This is a genomic window from Paenibacillus sp. MCAF9 (genome assembly GCF_052114265.1).
GTDB lineage: Bacteria > Bacillota > Bacilli > Paenibacillales > Paenibacillaceae > Pristimantibacillus.
This window is the reverse complement of the sequence record NZ_JBFREL010000003.1, coordinates 338,385-357,982: the sequence shown is the minus strand read 5'-3', so window position 1 is coordinate 357,982 and position 19,598 is coordinate 338,385. Positions and strand designations below refer to the sequence as shown.

Sequence of the window (19,598 nt, the reverse complement as noted above, 5' to 3'; positions counted from 1 at the left end):
GAAATAGCAATGCCTTATAATGTGAATATAATATCCATTAATAGTGATGAGGTGCTTGATTTTATGCGAAAAAATCTAGTATATACGCCGCCGGCCAACGGTTACCCGGAGTGGAACAATAACCCTGAAATTTATCGGTTGAACCGTATGGATGCGCATGCTTCATTAATGCCCTTCAATACGATAGAGGAGGCATGGGGTGGCGATCATAACAAGTCTTCGAATTATTTGTCGCTGAACGGCCAGTGGAAATTTGCGTTTGCAGCGAATGCCGAATCACGAATCGCCAACTTTTATGAAGCCGATTATGATCATAGCCAGTGGGACAGCATTACGGTTCCTGCGCATTGGCAGCTGCAGGGCTATGATTATCCGCAATATACGAATGTTAGATATCCTTGGGATGGCAACGAGGACATAAAGCCGCCGTTTGCCCCTACTGCATATAATCCAGTTGGTTCATATGCTCGTACTTTTACAGTACCTACCGAGTGGGATGGTAAACCTGTATTTATCAGCTTCCAAGGTGTGGAGTCGGCTTTCTACGTATGGCTGAATGGAGAGCTTGTTGGTTTTAGCCAAGATACGTTTACACCTTCCGAGTTCGATCTAACCCCTTACCTTGCAGTCGGAGAGAATAAGCTGGCCGTAGAGGTTTATCGTTGGAGCGACGCAAGCTGGCTGGAGGATCAGGATTTTTGGCGAATGAGCGGTATTTTCCGAGATGTCTATTTGTACTCCACTCCAGAGGCGCATATCTATGATTATTTTGTACATACAGAGCTTGATGAGCAGTGCCTTGACGCAGAGCTGATTGTTGATGCGAAGCTGCTTAACTATTTTGTAAGGCCAATTGGCAAAATAACGTTGGAGGCAGCGCTATATAATGTGAATCGAGCTGCCGTATTTCCAAGCCCGCTGACGATCCAGACGCAGGTGGAAGGAGAGGATCTCACTTCTGTTCAACTGCGCGCCGCTGTTTCTAATCCGCTCAAATGGAGTGCTGAGCAGCCGAATTTATATACACTGATACTAAGCTTGAAATCAGAGGACGGCACGCTGCTTGAAGCGATAAGCTGCAAGGTCGGCTTCCGCAAGTTTGAGATCAAAGATGGCCTGATGCAAATCAATGGACGCCGGATCATGTTCAAAGGGGTAAATCGTCATGAATTCTCATGCGATACAGGCCGTGCGATTAATGAAGCGGATATGCGCAAAGATATTGAACTGATGAAGCAATATAATATCAATGCCGTCCGCACCTCACATTATCCGAACAACTCGCTCTGGTATAGGCTTTGTGATGAATATGGGTTGTATGTCATTGATGAAACGAATCTGGAAACCCATGGTTCTTGGACTTATGGACAGAAGGAACTTGGCACTACGGTGCCTGGAAGCAGACCGGAATGGACAGGGGCTGTGCTCGATCGCTGCAATTCGATGCTGCAAAGAGACAAAAATCATGCGTCTATCGTCATCTGGTCGCTTGGAAATGAATCATTTGGCGGAGACAATTTCATAAAAATGCATGATTTTTTACGTGAAGCTGACCCGTCGCGCGTCGTTCATTATGAGGGAGCATTTCACTACCGCGAATCGGATGCTGCTTCTGATATCGAAAGCCATATGTACACCAGCCCTCAGGGCGTTGAACAGTATGCGAGAAGCAATCCGCAAAAACCTTATATTTTATGCGAATACAGTCATGCGATGGGCAATTCCTGCGGGGGCTTGCATGTGTATTGGGAGGTTTTTGAGAAGTATCCTGTGTTGCAGGGCGGATTCATATGGGATTGGATTGATCAAGCCATTCGAGTAACAGACGAGAGCGGCACAGTGAAAATGATGTATGGAGGCGACTTTGGCGAATCGCCGCATGACGGCAATTTCTGCGGCAACGGCCTTATTTTCGCAGATCGTACAGTGTCGCCTAAGCTTCAAGAGGTGAAGAAGGTATACCAAAATGCTAAGTTTGAAGAGATTGATCTGAAGAATGGCACCATTAAGGTGACCAATCGTCATCTATTCAGTGCTTTAAATAGCTTTACGCTTGCTTGGCAAGTAGCGATTAACGGAGTTTCTGTGGAAGCAGGCACGGTAGAAGCGACCGCACAACCTGAGAGTGAGGAAACGATAACGATTCCTTATACGCTGCCTAAGCTTTCTTCCATTTCGGAAGAGGCTATATTAACGGTACAGCTGCTGCTGAAGGAGCAAACTCTGTGGGCCGAAGCGGGTCATGAAATCGCGTTTGAGCAATTCGTGCTGCCTGCACCTATTGAGCCGATTATTGGTCTTGCGCCAGCTAAGCCTGCTGTTCGTGTTGAACAATCGGCAGCGGCGCTGCTCGTTAGCGGTGAATGCTTCACTGCGCAATTTGATCTAGCAAATGGCAGCCTTACTTCCTACGAATGGAATGGCTCAGAGCGGTTATTGCAAGGATTGACTCCGAACTTCTGGCGTGCCTACACGGATAATGATCGCGGCAATCAGCAGCATATGCGCTGTGCAACATGGCGTGAAGCGGGGACAGAGCGCGTTCTGCAAGCGATGACTTGGGAGCTTGAGGCAAGCAGTGTAACAATTCATGTGCAGTATAGCTTGCCTACTACAACGGAATCCATGCTGTCGTTAATTTACACAATAAGTGGAGATGGTGAGATCAATGTATACGAGAAGCTGCAGCCTGGAGCGGATTTACCGGAAATTCCGGAAATCGGCATGCTCTTCCAGATGCCGGCATCATTTGATCAAGTAAGCTGGTATGGCAAAGGTCCAGACGAGACGTATTGGGATCGCCAGACGGGAGGCAAGCTTGGGCTTTACGCTGGCAGCGTTCAGGATCAGCTCGTACCATATATCAGGCCACAGGAATGCGGCAATAAGATGGACGTTCGCCATGCTGCGGTTACGAATGCAAAGGGCGAGGGTATCGTGCTGAAGGGTGCGCCACATTTTGAATTAAATGTACTGCCTTATACGCCATTGGAGCTGGAGGCGCATGATCATATTCATCTGCTGCCGCCAAGCAACAAAACGGTTGTACGCGTCAACCATAAGCAAACCGGCGTGGGCGGACATGACAGCTGGGGACAGCTTCCGGAGAAGGAATACATCCTGTTTGCGAACCAAGCTTACTCTCATCAGTTTTCAATTAAAGGGGTTTGAAATAAAAAGAGGCTTGTCTTCCGTCTGCTGACGGTCGGCTGGCCTCTGTTTTATTTGATATAGATGCCGCCAAACGGCAGCACTTCGCGAAGAATTCTTTTGATAAAACCGCCGTTTTGCAGCTGCTCCTCAAGCTCGGCGTCGCGGGAGCCTGTTTGGATAAGTACTGGGCCGGTGCCGCGAATTTCCCACTGCACATTCATATGCTGGCTTGCGAGCTTGTTGCCGTAAACAGAAAGCTGGATGGAAGCATGCTCTGGATATGCGACGAGTGCTCCAGTCTCAACATACAAAGGACGATCCGGATGGAGCTGAATGGATTTCACATCACCAGCGGTAATGATTCCGAGCAAGCCCGGCCCGGAAAATCGCATTCGCACAAATTCCTTCGTAATCCATGCGTTTTTGAGCTTCTGCACGACAGACTTTAGCTTCATGCCGTCCGAGAAAAAGATAATATGCCTGAAATCAAACAGCAAGTCGCTTTTCTCATCGATGTGCAGCGTTTCGAGCGAGCAGCCTGCAGGCAAGCCGACAATGAATTCGGCCGGACCAGAAATAAGGGAGCGAATCCAGCGTTTCTTGCGATACATGCCAGCTAAATCCATGAAGCGATCCTCGCGATTTTGCGGATCGCCTTGAAAGGCGATGATTGATTTTGGATGCAGAACATGAAGCTTGTCCGCAGTATCAAGGGTGAGATGCACATGGCCGACTTGGGCAGGAACGGTTATTTTCATCCGCTAATTCCTCTGCTGTCTCTACTGCTTGTGCTGCGCTGCTTGCGCCATACGACATAACGCCAAACTCTCAGGGATACGATATAAGCAACAAAAACAGCTGCGATTATAATGACAGTATTAATAAGCTTGCTGATAAAGGATTGTTTGTCCTGCTTCATGCGATCCATCTCAGCTTGCAGCTCGGCATTTTGCGCGATAAGCTGATTGTTTTGTTCAAGCAGCTCCTGTTGCTTCATTGCATACGCTGCCGCAGCCTTTGCGGATTCCTCAAGCTGCTGCTGCTGCTTAGCAAGTGCTTCTGTAGCTTCAATATACTGCTGCTGGAGCTCGCTTATTTTCTCAGGTGTATTGTAAATGTCTTTGATTCGATCAATTAAACCTGCGTGGACAGTTGATTGTGGAATGATGATGAGAATAAAGGATAAGAAGCTTGTAATGACAAGTGCTTTCCATAATGATTGCCGCATCATATTCTCCCTTCAGTTTTCGACATAAGAGGGGCTAATGCTTACATTTTACAGCCTTTCTCGACAATAGTCACTCCTGTCCTGTATTTGGATGGAAAAAATGATTCGGCTTCGTTAAAAATCTATTTCTACATAAAAAAAAGGATAGCAGCGAAATGGCTGCTATCCTTGATCAGTTCCTATTTTCTAACGTACAAGCGGCTTGTTTCTTCCCAAATGCCGCCTGGCTCAAGTGAGACAAGCCCGATTTGCTCAGCTGGCAAGTTCACATTTGGCGCATTGACGAGATTCAACTGCGGCTCCGGACAGAAGAAGCCTGGCGTAGCGTTGTTGTTCCAAATCATCCACTGCTTGTAAGCCGTTCCGATATCGTAGACTAGCGTTACGCCATTGCGTGTATCGGTGAGCTCCATCGCGTTGCGGCCATTTTGCGGCTCGGTTGTATAGTGATTGTCCATCGGCTCCCAGAACGGAGAGATGCCTGTTGTTTTCATGGCTTCCTCGTCTGCAACTAGCGTCTGGTAATTGCCTGTTGGCAGCATCCGCTCGTTAAGCTCCCAGCGTTTGCCGGTTGTTAGCGTGAAGCGGTAATCATCTGCTGTACTATTCGCTGCGAACGGTGCATTGATCGTTGTATGGAAAGCGATCAGGCAAGGCATAACGTCCGTTCCTTCATTATGTACCGATACATGCTGCAGTAGACCAGTATCATTTAACGCATAACGAAGTTTAATAGTGAAGCGATGCGGCAAATACGTGTAGATCGGGTGGCTTTCATCGATTGAAATTTTGAGCGATACGTAGCTTTCCGTTTTGTTTGTGCTAAAATCCTCGACACTCCAAGCTGCTGTATGGAAAAATCCGTGCAAATGGTTGCCCGTTTTTGCTTCGTTAACTGGAAAGTTATACGTTCTGCCGTTCCATGTAAAAGTACCATCTTCATAACGGTTTGGGGGAAACAGAACTGGGATGCCGTGAATGCCCGGATTCTCTCTGAAGCTATCCATTTCCTCTAGGGATGGTTCGCGAAGGAAGGTATAGTTGTTTGCTTTATCGCGAAACGCAATAAGATTGGCACCAACAGCAGGCAATACAGCAGCTTCATATGCGCCCCATTGCAGCCATACAGCTTGCTCATCATGAAATAATTTTTCAAATGCTTGTCCTTGCGTAGACATGGTAGTCCTCCTAAAAGTGATTAATAATTGACTTCATTTGTGCAAAAAATATATTAATATTCAACTTTAGAATAGCAGGACAGTAGACAACAAACAACCGCCCTATTCCGATAATAGCGGAAAATGGGGCGGTTGTATGTACAACTATTTTGTTATCCGATATTCTTTGCTTGAAGCACGCTGTGAGAACAGCTGTTGGATGACGAATTGCTTGCGGCGATTTACGGTTACTTGCTTAGAGTCTGTTATTTCGGAGTCAAAATAAATCGTACCAGCATCAATCGTCTTGATTTTTCCGATATTGATGTAGCAATTAGAGCTGACTTGATAGAAGCTGCGTTCGTTAGTCAACTGGCGGATCTGTTCGGCAGTCATTCGTCTCTTTATATTATAGTTTCTGCCATGGAAGCTTACGAGTCCTTGCATACCGAGCTTGAAATAGAGCACGTCTGTCTCCAACTCGAAATCCTCATACACATTCCGTTCGCTCATTACAACATTCATCATCTCAATTCCCCCTTTAGAAATGTGAATCGCTGAATTTGTTAGCGCTTACATTGTAACATGTCACAATAGTATTTGTGAAGTCTTTTATAAAAAAAAGACATTGTTTGATGAAGCCGCTTATGCTATGGTCACTGTAAAGCCAAAAAGTCAGAGAGGTAGGGTTAAAAATGAGCAATTTAAAGGAACTACGGACACCCATAAACGTCCTTTATATCGGGTCATATGGAACAGCGGAGGAATCAACGATTCATGTGTGTACGTTTGACGAAACGACAGGCGAGTTATCTATATTGCAGCGACTTAGCGGGCTCGAAAACGCTTCTTATTTGACTTTAAATCCTAATGGCGGCAGCTTATATGCGGCTAGTGAAACTGAAGCAACCGGTGATGCTAGCGGCGGCTCAGTCGCTTCGTTTGAGATTGATAAAGCAACGGGATTGCTGAAAACTACAGGCAACCGCTTGCTTACATATGGCGCTCATCCTTGCTACATTAGCACGGACAATGCGGGGCAGGTGCTCTTAGCTGCCAATTATACAGGCGGAAACGTTGCATTATTACCGATTAAGGCTGATGGCGGGCTGGAGGAGGCAACATCTGTTCAGCAAAATGCCGGTGAGCTCGGTCCAAACGCTGCAAGGCAGGATGCACCGCATGCTCATTGCATCATTCCGTTTGGTTCTTCTTATGTATGTGCAGTCGATTTGGGTATCGATGCGATCGTTATTTATCGCTTTGATGAGGAACGGCGCTCGCTTATTCCTCATGGGATTAGCAAGGTCCACCGCGGTGCTGGTCCACGTCACTTGATTTTCCATCCTCATTTAAAAGCAGGCTACGTGATGAATGAGCTGGATTCGACGATTACACAATTTGATGTGGATGCGGAACTGGGCGCATTAACAGCAAACCAGGTGATATCAGCATTGCCAGCGGACTACAATGGATATAACGATTCAGCGGATATTCATTTAGGAGTTTCGGGACGTTATTTATACAGCTCTAACCGTGGTCATAATAGTATTGCTGTATTTGCAGTGGATCAAGGAAACGGACAGCTCTCGCTTATTCAGCATATCGATTGCGGCGGAGAGTCGCCGCGAAATTTTGTCCTTACGCCAAGCGGCGATCATTTGCTCGTTGCTCATCAGAAGACTGGCAATATTACTGTATTTTCAGTAGATGCGGAAAGCGGGCTGCTGTCCAAGCTGGATTCGGAGCTTGAGCTGCCTAGTCCTGTTTGCATGAAGTTTGCAATAGCTTAGTTCATGCTTGCTGCACGCTTCGTTGAGGGCAACGAGTGTTTTTCGTTAAGAAAGGCAGGTCCTACTAAACATGTCTGCACAGCAAGATACGAGAAAAATCAATAAAGAAGCGATAAAATCTGCTACTGTATACTCGATACTGATTTGTATCAGCTCCGTTCATCTCATGAATGATATGATGCAATCGGTTGTATCCGCGCTGTTTCCCGTATTGGAGCAATCTCTGCGGTTAAGCTTGGCACAAATCGGCTGGATTGCTTTTACACTCAATATGACTTCATCCGTTATGCAGCCTGTTGTGGGCTTGATCTCGGATAAGAGGCCTGCGCCTTGGATGCTTCTTGTCGGGATGTGTGCCAGCATGCTCGGGATGGTTGGCTTAGCTTTCGCACCGAACTTCTACTTGGTGCTGCTCGCGGTTGTGTTTGTGGGGCTTGGCTCAGCCGTGTTCCATCCTGAGGGCTCTCGGGTTGTTCATTTGGCTGCAGGCAATCGCAGAGCATTCTCCCAGTCAATCTATCAGGTTGGCGGTAATTTTGGTCAAATGCTCGGTCCGTTGATGACGATGCTGATCTTCCTGCCGTTTGGACAGAAGGGCGCTATATGGGGGACACTGCTTGCTGCTACAGCCATTATTATTTTGACGAAAGTCGTTCCTTGGTATAAGACGCAGTTAGCTGTACATGATGGCAAAATGCAGCGCAAAGCGGCAGGCAGCGCGAAGCCCGCTCTTGCACCCAAGGTTGTTGCGTTTGCACTTGCTATCTTGTTCGTGATCGTATTTGCACGATCCTGGTATGCGGCAGCGATCGGTAACTTTTATCAGTTTTATGTGGTGGAAGCCTATCATTTGACGATTAAGCAAGCACAGATTCCATTATTTCTATTTATGGCAGCTGGTGTTGCCGGCACCTTTCTTGGCGGTATATTGGCGGATCGGATCGGACGCAAAAAAATGATGCTGATCTCCATTCTAGGTGCAGCACCATTCGCTCTCATTCTGCCGCATCTCCCTCTAGCCTGGGTATATCCAGTAATCGTAGTGCTTGGTTTTGTTTTGCAATCCGGATTCTCGGTCAGCGTCGTGTATGCGCAGGAGCTAATGCCCAGCAAGGTAGGCACGGCTTCAGGGCTTATAACAGGTCTTGCTTTTGGCATGGGTGGACTTGGTGCGGTTGTTCTCGGATATTTGGCGGATGCCCGTTCACTCAGCTTTGTTATGGTCGCTTGCAGCGTGTTGCCGCTGATGGGCTTGCTGGCGCTTATGCTGCCAAAGGATAGGAAAGAATCGGTGTAACTTGAATAGGAATGACAGAATAGTCGCTTTAAGGATATTTCCTTAAGGCGACTTTTTTTGTTGAAAATAATATTTGATAAAAACCAAACGTAATTATATAATGTTTATAAAATAAGTAGACGTTATTGAGAGGTGTTTGGATAAATGGTTGCTGAAGAGCGTTTTTGGTCGGCGTCGGTAGAAGAACTGAAGCAGGGTTATGTATATGAGGAAGCCGAAGAATTTTATTATTGCCTTATTTGCGGAGAACGTTTTGAGGACGGAGAGATTTTCCGGGATGAGCAGTCAGGACGCTGGTATGAGGCGCGTAAATATGCAGCCTATCATGTCCAGCAGGAGCATGGCTCCATGCTTGATTATTTACTTGAGCTGGATAAGCGGCAGACGGGTCTGACCGACTTGCAGAAGGAGCTTATTCAAGGTTTTGCCGATCAACTGACTGACAACGAAATGATGAGCCGTACTGGAATAGGCAGCGCTTCGACCATTCGGAATCATCGTTTCGTGCTGAAGGAGAAGGCCAAGCAAGCAAAGCTGCTGCTTGCGATTATTGAAATGATGGACCATGGCAACACTGCGGCTCCGCGATTCGTGCCTGTACATCGGACGGCTACACAAATAGATGAACGTTATGCGATTACAGAGGATGAATACGCAGATCTTTTGAAGCAATATTTTCCCGATGGTCCTGAAGGTCCGCTCGCTTCATTTCCGCGCAAGGAGAAACGTAAAGTAGCAGTGCTGCGTCATATCGCCTCTTATTTCAAAAGCGGAGTTCGCTATACGGAGAAAGAAGTGAATGAGCGGTTAATTTCTTTTTGGGAAGAGGATTATGCAACACTGCGCCGCTATCTGATCGATTATGGCTACTTGGATCGTAAGGATGATGGCAAAGTGTATTGGGTGAAGGGTTCGGGAATTAAGAAAAATGAGCTTGAACAGAGTGGGTCGACCGAGCAATTTGAGCAAATGACAGCCGCAAAGAAATCTGCTAAAGGCAAGCAAGGAAAAACGGACAAACAGAAAGCTCAGGCTAAAGAGCAAGAGGAAGAACGAAAGGGTGAGCCAAAAATGGATAAGGCAAAGAGGAAGCAGATGACAGCTGAATACCAAGAGCGTGAGCGGCAGATGGGTGTTTTTCAGATCAAAAATAATGTGAACGGAAAAATTTATTTAGGAAGCTCCACAAATTTAGATGCCCTTTGGGGAAAAGAGCAGTTTGTACTGAATATGAATGGACATGCGAATAAGGAGCTGCAGAAGGAATGGAAGCAATTTGGCGGTGAAAACTTTTCTTTTCTCGTTCTAGAGACCGTTAAATTGGAACAAAAGATTCGTTATGATTATAAAGACGTATTGGACCCGGAAGGCCGTCAACCCGTTGACATGGTGCGACAATACAACAGAGAAGTCAACGATTTAAAGGAGATATGGGCCGAGAAGCTGCAGCCTTATGGTGAAAAGGGTTATCATGGCCCAGCCGAGAAGGTGGAGAAATAAATCATTTTTTGGTTGAGGGAGAGTGCTGATTGCAATGTCTGCTAAAGAAGTAACAGGAGCGGGAGAAAGATTGCTTCGGAATAAGTTTTTTCAAACGATTATATTTTCAAACGTTTTGCTTCAAATTGGAATTTGGGTAAGGAACTTCGCTATTCTGATGTATGTGACAGACAAGACGAACGAGGACCCGTTTGCGATTAGTTTGATGGGCTTCGTGGAATTTTTACCGATTTTCGTATTCTCGTTTATCGGAGGAACGTTTGCAGATCGCTGGAAGCCGAGGCTCACGATGATTTGGTGTGACTTTTTATCAGCGTTGTCTGTGTTTGTTGTACTGATTACATTGCTTTACGGTTCATGGCATATGGTGTATTTTGCAACGTTTGTATCGGCAATCCTATCGCAATTTTCACAGCCCTCTGCTATGAAGCTGTTTAAGCAGCATATTCCGGCAGAGCAATTGCAATCGGCGATGGCGATGTTCCAATCGCTTATGGCGATATTCATGGTGCTTGGTCCGTCACTTGGTGTCATATCGTATCAAAAGTTCGGCATCGAAGTTTCCATTGGAGTCATGGGCGTAGCGTTCTTGCTCTCCGCTGTCGTTTTGTTCAGAATTCCGCGTGATCGTGAAGTGGAGAAAACGGACGCTGCATTGGAGAAACATTTTTGGAAAGAGTTCAAGGATGGATTCAAGTATGTATGGCGCAGTCCAGTCTTGAAAGCACTTGGAGGCACGTTTGCATTAGCGGGTACGGCGGTCGGAATTGCCCAGACGCTTGGCTTGTTCATCGTGCTTGAACGTCTGGGTCAGCCTAAGGAGTTTTTGCAATATATTCTGATGGTTAACGGGATAGCGATGCTGGTTGGCGGCGGGGCTGTCATGGTTATAGCAAAAAAAGTAGCTCCGCAAAAGCTGCTCGCAATTGGCCTATTGATGAGCTCGCTTTGTATGATTGGTGTAGGCTTATCAACAAGCATACCCATTACATTAGTGCTGCAATTTATTAGCGGTTTAGGTTTCCCGATGATTCAAATCGGTATTAGCACAATGATTTTGCAATATTCAGAGGAGTCCTATACGGGACGGGTAAATGGCGTGCTTACCCCGATGTTTATGGGGATGATGGTTATTATGACGCTTGTTGCCGGACAGCTCAAAACGGTGTTTCCGCTCGTCGGCATTTATTGCGTCGCAGGATCGATTATGTTTTTGGGAATGCTGCTCCTAGTTCCGTTGTTCAAGCATAAACCGCTTGTTGTTCAGTCTAGTTCTTAGTTGGAGAGAAAGCATATTCATAATGAATAGGGATACAGAGCATGGATGGGGAATAAACCTCATTGCTCTGTATTTTTTTGTTAAAGCAAAAATGTGCGTACGCAAAATAGATTTCGGAAAACACTAAATCTATTTTCGTTGTTGATTGGTAATCTATAAAAGATGTGTGAATTTCAAAGCGTTAAATTTATCTTTTATTATGAAATATTATAAAAAGAATCAAAAGCAGCAGAATATAATAAAATCAAAAAACATTAACGATAGAAGTGATTAAACCTATATATTGACAGATTCTCCGGTGTGAAGTAACATTTGCTGTAGTTGATATGTAGGATAGCGAAGCACGCTTATTCCCTCGATAGAGGGAGGGGCGTGCTTTTTTGCGTTGCTTCAGCAGTGTTTCTTGGGAGAGTGGCCTGCTGATGGGGGGAAGGAATGTTGTCGAAATACGGGAAACTTTGGAGGGAAAAGGGGATAAGAAAAGAAGGGGAAAGAGACGGGCAAGAAGAATGATTATGATGTTGCTGTAAAAAAATGTGTTAAAAATGTTTTTTAGTTCGCTATTGAATAATCATTATTACAAAAATGGGAGTGGTTAAATATGCGGAAAATAGGACAAATCATGCTCGCAATTACGTTATTGGTGACGATTCTAATAAATACGGAGATAGCTGCGGCAGCAGTTGCTTTTACAGATACAAAAACGCATTGGGCAAAGGATGAAATTGCGACGGCTGTTAACCAAGGATGGATTAATGGTTATGATGCAAAAACATTTAAGCCAAATGCGAACATGACGCACGCAGAGTTTTTGAAGTCGATTGTGATGGCGATGAAGGTGAAAGTGGAAGATACAGATACGCCTTTTGTTGATGACACGGGTTGGTTCCGAACTTATATTGCTACGGGTTTAAAACAATCAATTATTAAGGTTGGCGACTATCCAGAAAATACATTTGAACCAAATCGCATGATTACGCGAGAAGAGATCGCGCGTATGACGATTCGTGCGCTAGGCAAAGATGCCGAAGGCGTAAAGTCGGGTTATTTGGCTGTGGCAAAGAAGCTGGAAATTATGAAGGGTTATCCCGATGGTTCGATGGGCGGGGAGAAGAATGCAACTCGTGCTGAGGCAGTGGTGATGATTCTGAATACGTTGACGGTGAAGAATCCTCTAGCACCGGATACGTCATATCCCAAGACAAAAGAACAACTTAATACTTTAGTTCAGTCTTTTCCTAACTTTAAAGGGACAACCTCGTATGGGCACAATGACATTTTATTAATTAATAGTAAAGGATCTGATGATTTTCTTGATAATACTTTAGGGGTGGTTTATGACAGTAGTTTAAAGTTTACGCGTATCTCAGTATATAAACCAATTGAAGAAAACAAAGCAATAGTAAAGCACTTATTACAAAATTACTACCCAAAAACTTTTGAAAAAGCTTATGCAAGTTATATTAAAATCAATGATACAAAATTTGTAGAAGGAAAAAATATATTTAAAACAAAATATGATAATCGATCCTTTGAAGTTATTAAAGGTAGTAACAATGAAACAGTAACGATTCGGATCGGAGAATAAGGTGAATGTTGAGTTCATATAAAAACAAATTAATATGGGTTGTAACCACAACCTTATTAATGGCTTCCATTACTTGTCAATCACCCATTCAAGCTGCCGGAGTTCAAGATTGTCCTTTACCTTCGGATTACGATGCTGAATCTAAAATTTTAATTGAGCAAAATAATATTCCGACTGCTGTCGGAAAGCACAAATTAAATGGTAATTATTTATCGAATAAATGCGGGCTTGGGTCGAAAGCTGTTGTATATGGTTCACCTGCAAGTGTCACTGGAAATGAGTTTGACCAAGGGCAATGGCGATATCTTGGATACGATATTAACGGAGTTGTCTATCGTAACTGGTTATTTAGAAGTGATTCAAGAGCAACATTAAATGTTGCGAAAAATTGGGTGAGGACTCCATGGAATAYATCTGTTGGAGATCAAAAAGGTATTACCGATACAGAGTATATAACGTCACATCCTGATGCGGAAAAATGGTTGGAGGTTATTGTAGACCCATATAAAGAATCTCCGACATTTGTTCAGAGTTATAATAAACGAACAAATAAAGGATGGACGGGAGATACGCTTAAAGACTATGTGATTATCCAGCAAGTACCAACAGACTACACTCCTGGTATTGTTCAAATGTGGAATATTTGGCAACCTGACGGATCTTGGTGGTACGAGATGTTTTATATACCACCATTAAACAAGTTAGAGGTTAAGAAACAGCCTGACCTCATTATTAGTGAGTTAATTAGTCCAGCTGACGCGTGGGTCGGAGACTCGGTACCAATAAAGATAACAACAAAAAATCAAGGTAAAGAAACTAGTGGCGCATTTACAGTCGGTATTGTTGGCATAAATATTAAATCAGAACTCATTTCAAACATACCACCCGGACAAATCAAAACAGTTACCGTCAATGTATCCTCAGCATCAAGCGGAATTAAGACCTTCACAGCGAAGACTGATTTTGGTGAAGCCGTCATCGAATCAAACGAAAATAACAACACCAAAGATTTTAAAATTGCATTCAACAAAAAGAACGAACCCACAACTCCAATAGCCATCATCTCTCATAAAGAGGGAGACCATCGAACAACCCCCGAAATAACCATGAAGCCGGCAACAGAGCCGATGCTTGATGACAAACTCTCCTATTCGCCAGGCAAGGAATCAATCACCATTCGAGAATGGAAATATAAAAACCCAACAGGTAAAACGATTGCAACAAAACCAACAGCAAAAGATTTTGCTGCTGAAGGGAAATACATAATTGAACTGCGTGTCACCAATAGCGCAAAAAAAGTTTCGGAATGGGCGCAGCTGATAATAAATGTGGCCAATAAAGCAACGCCAAATCCAAGCGATAGTCCTACGCCAACACCTGAACCAACGCCTACACCTAAGCCTGATTTGAAAGCGGATATAGAATTTGATCCCCCTAGCATCATTGCAGGGGAAAAGTCCTCGCTTATAAATCGGTCAAAAGGATTGAACGGCTACACATGGACATTCACGAACAACTTGAGCGCAGTACTACCAAATAATACAGACTTTGAGTTTTTGTACAAAACGTATTCAAATCATGGGTTTTATACGGCTGAAATTACCGTAACCGATGAATTTGGCGGATCGCAAAAGGATACTGCATTGCTTCGGGTTGTCGATCCCAAACCAGTAGCCATCGTATCGGGAATAACGCGTGTAATACAAGGAAGACCGTTAGAGCGGCCTTACAATCTTTTAAACTCGTATACACCATTAGAGGATAGAGGCGAAAAAATAGATTTTAGCAAGTCGGAGATGCGCTATAAAAAAGTAGGGGATGCAGCCTATACAAATGGTTGGTTCACCGTAACGCCTGCTAATTTAGGAGAATATAGTATCGAAGGAAAGGTTTATGACACGACTGGAAGAGTTAGTGATTGGGATGATTTGATTATAGAGGTTATACCTGATGCACCGCCTACAGTGGAAGTGATAGCACCTGAAGAGTCTTATCGGGGCAATGGCTTTATGCTTTATATCGATGCAGAGAGTCCTGATGGAGATATTCTAAATCATCTTTTTCTCGAAGAGCGATATGACCAAGATGGTGATGGAAACTTTGAGGAAGAAGCGTGGAAACCCTTATATGATGGAGTTTTTAAAACAACGCATTCGCTCAATTACTCCAAAGTAGGGAAGAGGCAGTATCGTGCTACCGTGACAGAAGACTATGGGTTAAAAGGTAATTCGGGAATTGCCACTACTGATATTCTGAACTACGCGCCGTCTGCAAACTTTAACGTGTTTGGAATTACACAGCAGCCAGGACAGGGAGAAGACAGCGGCCCACCAGTTACGAACTACTCAACACAATCGATTTTCCGTTCGTGGACGGTTAAGACGCCATACAAAGGCGGAAATGCCCAAAAAGCGGCATGGAAAGCGGATGCTACTACACTATCGACAAAAAATGGAGTGTACGCAAACTTTTCTGTGGGATACCCAAACTCAGGAAATGGAGCGAACTCACGAACAAAATATCAGCTTGCTGCTGATATTGTTGCTAAACCCACTTGGAGTGTGCCAATTACAGAAATATTATTCAACAAGGTTTTTGGTGGGAACCGGCTATATTCTTATAATCAAAATTATAGTTTGCCTAACTATCCCTACACATTTTATGAGCGAAATTCAATTACAGGTGAGCTTTTGAGGACGGTTAATTTTGATACACCTAGCAATTTCACACTTATGGAAATTGGTGGAGATGAAACATTTTACTTTGCAGATAGAAGACAAAATGCAGCCAACCCGTATTTAGCGGTCATTGCGAGGTACGATAAAAATGGTGTATATCTTGATTCGATTCATTTGCAATCTAGTTTAACATCACCTAGCGGACTAGGCAGCGGAATTGGGCCGGCTCTTGTCCAAATATCATCTGATGGCGAATATATGTATGTGGCTAGTAAATTCTCGTATGATGTGCCGGATGAATATAATTATGGTTACAATAATCAATTGCGAATTTTCAAATACTCCTTAAAAACGAAAAGCTTAGTATGGGAAGCACCAGGGGAGAACTTGGATCGTGGATTTATTTCAAACATCAACTTGACCGAAGATGATAACGGAGATACGTACGTTACGTATAACTTTGAAGATCGCTATTCTTCTGGATTAGGAGGAGTGAGAGGTCTCGTTGTACAAGTGAAAAAAAATGGTGTAACTCGTACCGTTAATGTAGGGGGTGCAATTGGACTATCTGCGGCTTCCATATCTGATTCAAAAAGATTTGTATATGTAAATTATGTGTCCATGGGCAGCAGTAAAACAGGTACTACTATGTTTGAGGCAATTGAGAGCGGTACTAACTATTACGGTGAAGAAATATTTAGGAGCGCTTTTGGAAGAAGGATTGTCAGTTACGAAAGTTCACATCCATTAGGTTATTCAGATGTAGCACCCAATGCAAATCCAATCGTATTTTCCAATTTATTGACGTATTCCCAAGGTAGAACGCACGAATCGTATAATGCATTTTTTAATTACTATGGAGACCAACACGGCGGTTTTCAAGGTGTAGATTATGGTGCAAACCTTGGTAAAATATTTATCAATCAATACGATCAGATTATTTATCCTGTGTTTATGGGTGTGGGAACCTCTTGGGGTGATCCCGATGCACCTAAAAAAATATGGGCCACGTTGTATAACGCAACAACCAATAGTGTCATTGCCCAGACGCCATATTCCGGACCAGAACCAGGAAATAATCAAAAGCAATCAGGAACATCAACCCCTATTTTACCCGATGGCTCCATTTATGTTTTTTACGAAAGAAATGTCATGCCGTTTGTTTCAGCTAACGCTAATGGAACATTAAAGGAAATAGATGCAAATACCGTTGAAATTACGAGCGACGATTGGGGCGGACTGCTCTATGATGCAGGAAGCTCTATGAAAAACTACGCTTTAGAATTTAATGCGAATGTAAGTGATATAAGAAACGACAAGGTTATCGGAGCTGCTTTCCAGATTCAGAATGAGAAGAATATGTATGCAATGGAGTGGAGCAAGAACACCTTGTCGCTATTCCGTGTAGTCAATGGTGCGAAAAGGTTATTGCAATCTGCACCTATGACACGAACAGCATTTAACACGTATCCGATTAAAGTAGAATCGGTTAATGGCATCCAGCGTGTATATGTGAATTATGCGAAAGTACTAGAGGTTGCCGATGGTACGTATACAAGAGGCTACGCGGGATTAATGTCACTTGGGCAATCCAACGCTGTATTCTCTAATGTAAAGAAAACGAACTATGGTGACACCTACACGGAACAAACCTATGATTCCGTTCTCGTCAATGATCCGATCTCTTATGAGAAACTATTCAATGACGTTGAAAAAGATCCAATGGGAGCAGAAGAGTGGAGCTACAGCCATAATCCAAACTTCTTTGAAAATCCAGAAGGGTTGAGCATTTATAGCGGAAAAACGTATGGATCAACCATAAACGCGCTAGAGAAACCTGGGGTATATGAAATCACCTTCCGTGCTAAAGACAATCCTGGTCTTTCTGCTTATAGCAAATGGTCAGAGCCAGTGAAAAAGCTGCTTTATGTACATCGACGACCGATCGCACAGCCGGATGTTAGGTTTACAGGCAAGGTTTTTGCAGAAGGTGAAGCACTAGATTATGAAACATTTGATACCTCTTATGATCCTGATATTGCTCATATTTTATCAGACAAGTTATTCCGTACACGGTGGGCTGATCAAACCGCATGGACAGTTGGGAAACGAGAGTACTATAATCGCCCTGGTGTGGAGTTGATCATACAGGAGCAAGTACGAGATATTCATGGCGCTTGGTCATATTGGGGGCAAACGATTGTCTATAAAGAAGGAATACCGCCAGTTAACCAAACGAAGCCTGTTATGACCATAACGGTTCCAGCTGGAACAACTCCAACAACACCAACAGTGCTGATAAAAGAACCGACGATTCGATGGACATATTATGATGCTCAAAACGATCCACAAGAGCGATATCGACTAATGCTAACCTATGTCGATAACAATGAAATGGCCTTGTATATTGAGCATGAAGGAAATGCACTTACGTATCCTATGCTTGCGGAAAGCATCGTTCCAGGTCGCGTCGTTAAGGTGCAAGGGCAGGTTTACTCAGCAGGGGTATGGTCAAATTTAAGTAATGTTAAATATTTTGTGCTGGATCTCCCGCCGCAAACCTATTTACTTTCATTTAACGGGCTTGATGCTAATAATCCTATTTATACAAACTCAAATCGTCCACAGCTGCACGCGTTTACGATTGATCCAGAGAACCACCCCATTAAAGCGATAGACTATGAGGTGTTCAAAGCATCAAGCGGTGTTATGGTAGTGGACACGAATTCTGCTTTGGCTGCTGCTAATTACACAACACCTGCGTTAGCTGAGGGGCTGCATTACTGGAGAGCGAGAGCGAACGACAGCTATATATGGGGACCGTATTCAAGCAACGGGTTTTTCTTTGTCGATACGGTTAAACCTGCAGATGTGAATGAACAGCTTACAGTTGAACCTACGGCAGTAACGGTTCAGTTCAATACCTTCTATGATGCCGAACCTTCCTCGGGACATGCTGCTCGCACCTTCTATTTGCAAAAAGTGAACGCGGACGGCAGTATGACGAATATTGATTTAAATGGTGACGGTAAAACGGAATACAGCATTCCTTTAGCGCTTTCTAAGCAATCATATAAAGTTGCTGGGTTGATTTCTGGACAAGCATATCGTCTTACCGTAATCGATTATGACGTTGCCGGCAATGAAGGGCATTATGAATATATTTATTTCATTACCAATCGACCTCCGACGGCTGACTTTGATTGGACGCCCAAACCTGTATATGAAGGAGATATGACAACTTTTCTATCGAATGTGACAGATGCTGATGGCAATACACTTACGATTGCTTATGAGCTGACAAGTCCGCTCGGCGTGAAGAACAGCTATTTCTATACCGTTAATGGTCCAAACTATCCGGTAAAAGGGCCTTCACTGAGGTTAACAACGGTAGGGCTTTGGAGTATGAAGCTTACGGTTAGCGACGGTATAGCTGATCCGGTTAGCGTAACCAAAACGTTGCAGGTCCTGCCGCTACATGTCAATGCTTATGTACGGCATACGGAGCTATGGGATCAGCATCGTAAGGCTTTTAATTTAAAACAATCAGGAGATGAGAATTCGCCGCGCGGTTATTCGGTATTTTGGGCGGGAGAGAAATTTATACTGGAGGCAGAAACGACCATTACAGGTACGGCTACAAAAGCGGATCGGGTAGAGGTGCATATGCGTACTTACGAAACGTCTCTAACCGCATTAAACGCAGGGCAAACCAACTGGAAGGGTGAGCTTTGGGATGCATCATTCACAAAGCTTGCTAAAGGCACCATAACCTTCATATTCTCTGCTTACTATAATAATGGCACAGTGAAAACGAAATCAGTAGACATAACAATCGATGGACAAACATTAGATAATGTTGGCGTACATCGCGTTCAATAATGGAGCGGGTTATTAGGTCAATTGTAAGTGCAAAATCAAAAAA

The 19,598-nt window shown here is 44.0% G+C and carries 11 protein-coding genes; 7 read left to right on the top strand and 4 right to left on the bottom strand.

Annotation, left to right across the window (positions count from 1 at the left end; translation table 11 throughout):
• Positions 1 to 63: 63 nt before the first annotated feature.
• Complete coding sequence (locus AB4Z45_RS07080; RefSeq protein WP_441908478.1) at positions 64 to 3,171, top strand: glycoside hydrolase family 2 TIM barrel-domain containing protein; 3,108 nt, start codon at positions 64 to 66, stop codon at positions 3,169 to 3,171.
• A 50-nt stretch (positions 3,172 to 3,221) separates the two neighbouring features.
• Here the strand turns inward: AB4Z45_RS07080 and AB4Z45_RS07075 are convergent, their stop codons facing one another.
• The 4 genes from AB4Z45_RS07075 to AB4Z45_RS07060 form a co-directional block, all read right to left on the bottom strand.
• Positions 3,222 to 3,911 (bottom strand): AIM24 family protein, encoded by a 690-nt coding sequence (locus AB4Z45_RS07075; protein WP_076268977.1) that lies wholly within the window; start codon positions 3,909 to 3,911, stop codon positions 3,222 to 3,224.
• Positions 3,908 to 4,384 (bottom strand): hypothetical protein, encoded by a 477-nt coding sequence (locus AB4Z45_RS07070; RefSeq protein ID WP_441908477.1) that lies wholly within the window; start codon positions 4,382 to 4,384, stop codon positions 3,908 to 3,910. The genes AB4Z45_RS07075 and AB4Z45_RS07070 overlap by 4 nt, the downstream gene beginning before the upstream one ends.
• A gap of 176 nt (positions 4,385 to 4,560) precedes the next feature.
• Positions 4,561 to 5,559, bottom strand: coding sequence for an aldose 1-epimerase (locus AB4Z45_RS07065; RefSeq protein ID WP_441908476.1), 999 nt, complete (start codon positions 5,557 to 5,559; stop codon positions 4,561 to 4,563).
• 144 nt (positions 5,560 to 5,703) lie between these two features.
• A complete protein-coding gene (locus tag AB4Z45_RS07060; RefSeq protein ID WP_441908475.1) occupies positions 5,704 to 6,066 on the bottom strand; it encodes a LytTR family transcriptional regulator DNA-binding domain-containing protein in 363 nt (120 codons plus the stop codon).
• 167 nt (positions 6,067 to 6,233) lie between these two features.
• Between AB4Z45_RS07060 and AB4Z45_RS07055 the strand changes: the two genes are divergently transcribed.
• From AB4Z45_RS07055 to AB4Z45_RS07030, 6 genes are all read left to right on the top strand, one after another.
• On the top strand, positions 6,234 to 7,331 hold the full coding sequence (locus AB4Z45_RS07055) for a lactonase family protein (RefSeq protein WP_441908474.1): 1,098 nt from the start codon (positions 6,234 to 6,236) through the stop codon (positions 7,329 to 7,331).
• 70 nt (positions 7,332 to 7,401) lie between these two features.
• Positions 7,402 to 8,628 carry an MFS transporter gene (locus tag AB4Z45_RS07050; protein WP_441908473.1) on the top strand — a complete coding sequence of 409 codons (1,227 nt, stop codon included), beginning with the start codon at positions 7,402 to 7,404 and terminating at the stop codon, positions 8,626 to 8,628.
• Positions 8,629 to 8,772: 144 nt separating this feature from the next.
• Positions 8,773 to 10,128 (top strand): DUF2087 domain-containing protein, encoded by a 1,356-nt coding sequence (locus AB4Z45_RS07045; protein ID WP_441908472.1) that lies wholly within the window; start codon positions 8,773 to 8,775, stop codon positions 10,126 to 10,128.
• 34 nt (positions 10,129 to 10,162) lie between these two features.
• A complete protein-coding gene (locus AB4Z45_RS07040; RefSeq protein WP_441908471.1) occupies positions 10,163 to 11,407 on the top strand; it encodes an MFS transporter in 1,245 nt (414 codons plus the stop codon).
• Between the two features lie 601 nt (positions 11,408 to 12,008).
• On the top strand, positions 12,009 to 12,995 hold the full coding sequence (locus AB4Z45_RS07035) for an S-layer homology domain-containing protein (RefSeq protein WP_441908470.1): 987 nt from the start codon (positions 12,009 to 12,011) through the stop codon (positions 12,993 to 12,995).
• A 5-nt stretch (positions 12,996 to 13,000) separates the two neighbouring features.
• Positions 13,001 to 19,555, top strand: a complete 6,555-nt coding sequence (locus AB4Z45_RS07030; protein WP_441908469.1) for an Athe_2463 domain-containing protein — start codon at positions 13,001 to 13,003, stop codon at positions 19,553 to 19,555.
• Positions 19,556 to 19,598 lie beyond the last annotated feature (43 nt).

Excerpts from the sequence above, each read along its gene's own strand:
- AB4Z45_RS07035 (WP_441908470.1), top strand. The coding sequence starts at position 12,009 with ATGCGGAAAATAGGACAAATCATGCTCGCAATTACGTTATTGGTGACG.
- AB4Z45_RS07065 (WP_441908476.1), bottom strand. The coding sequence starts at position 5,559 with ATGTCTACGCAAGGACAAGCATTTGAAAAATTATTTCATGATGAGCAA.
- AB4Z45_RS07040 (WP_441908471.1), top strand. The coding sequence starts at position 10,163 with ATGTCTGCTAAAGAAGTAACAGGAGCGGGAGAAAGATTGCTTCGGAAT.
- AB4Z45_RS07060 (WP_441908475.1), bottom strand. The coding sequence starts at position 6,066 with ATGATGAATGTTGTAATGAGCGAACGGAATGTGTATGAGGATTTCGAG.
- AB4Z45_RS07055 (WP_441908474.1), top strand. The coding sequence starts at position 6,234 with ATGAGCAATTTAAAGGAACTACGGACACCCATAAACGTCCTTTATATC.
- AB4Z45_RS07075 (WP_076268977.1), bottom strand. The coding sequence starts at position 3,911 with ATGAAAATAACCGTTCCTGCCCAAGTCGGCCATGTGCATCTCACCCTT.
- AB4Z45_RS07080 (WP_441908478.1), top strand. The coding sequence starts at position 64 with ATGCGAAAAAATCTAGTATATACGCCGCCGGCCAACGGTTACCCGGAG.
- AB4Z45_RS07070 (WP_441908477.1), bottom strand. The coding sequence starts at position 4,384 with ATGATGCGGCAATCATTATGGAAAGCACTTGTCATTACAAGCTTCTTA.
- AB4Z45_RS07045 (WP_441908472.1), top strand. The coding sequence starts at position 8,773 with ATGGTTGCTGAAGAGCGTTTTTGGTCGGCGTCGGTAGAAGAACTGAAG.
- AB4Z45_RS07050 (WP_441908473.1), top strand. The coding sequence starts at position 7,402 with ATGTCTGCACAGCAAGATACGAGAAAAATCAATAAAGAAGCGATAAAA.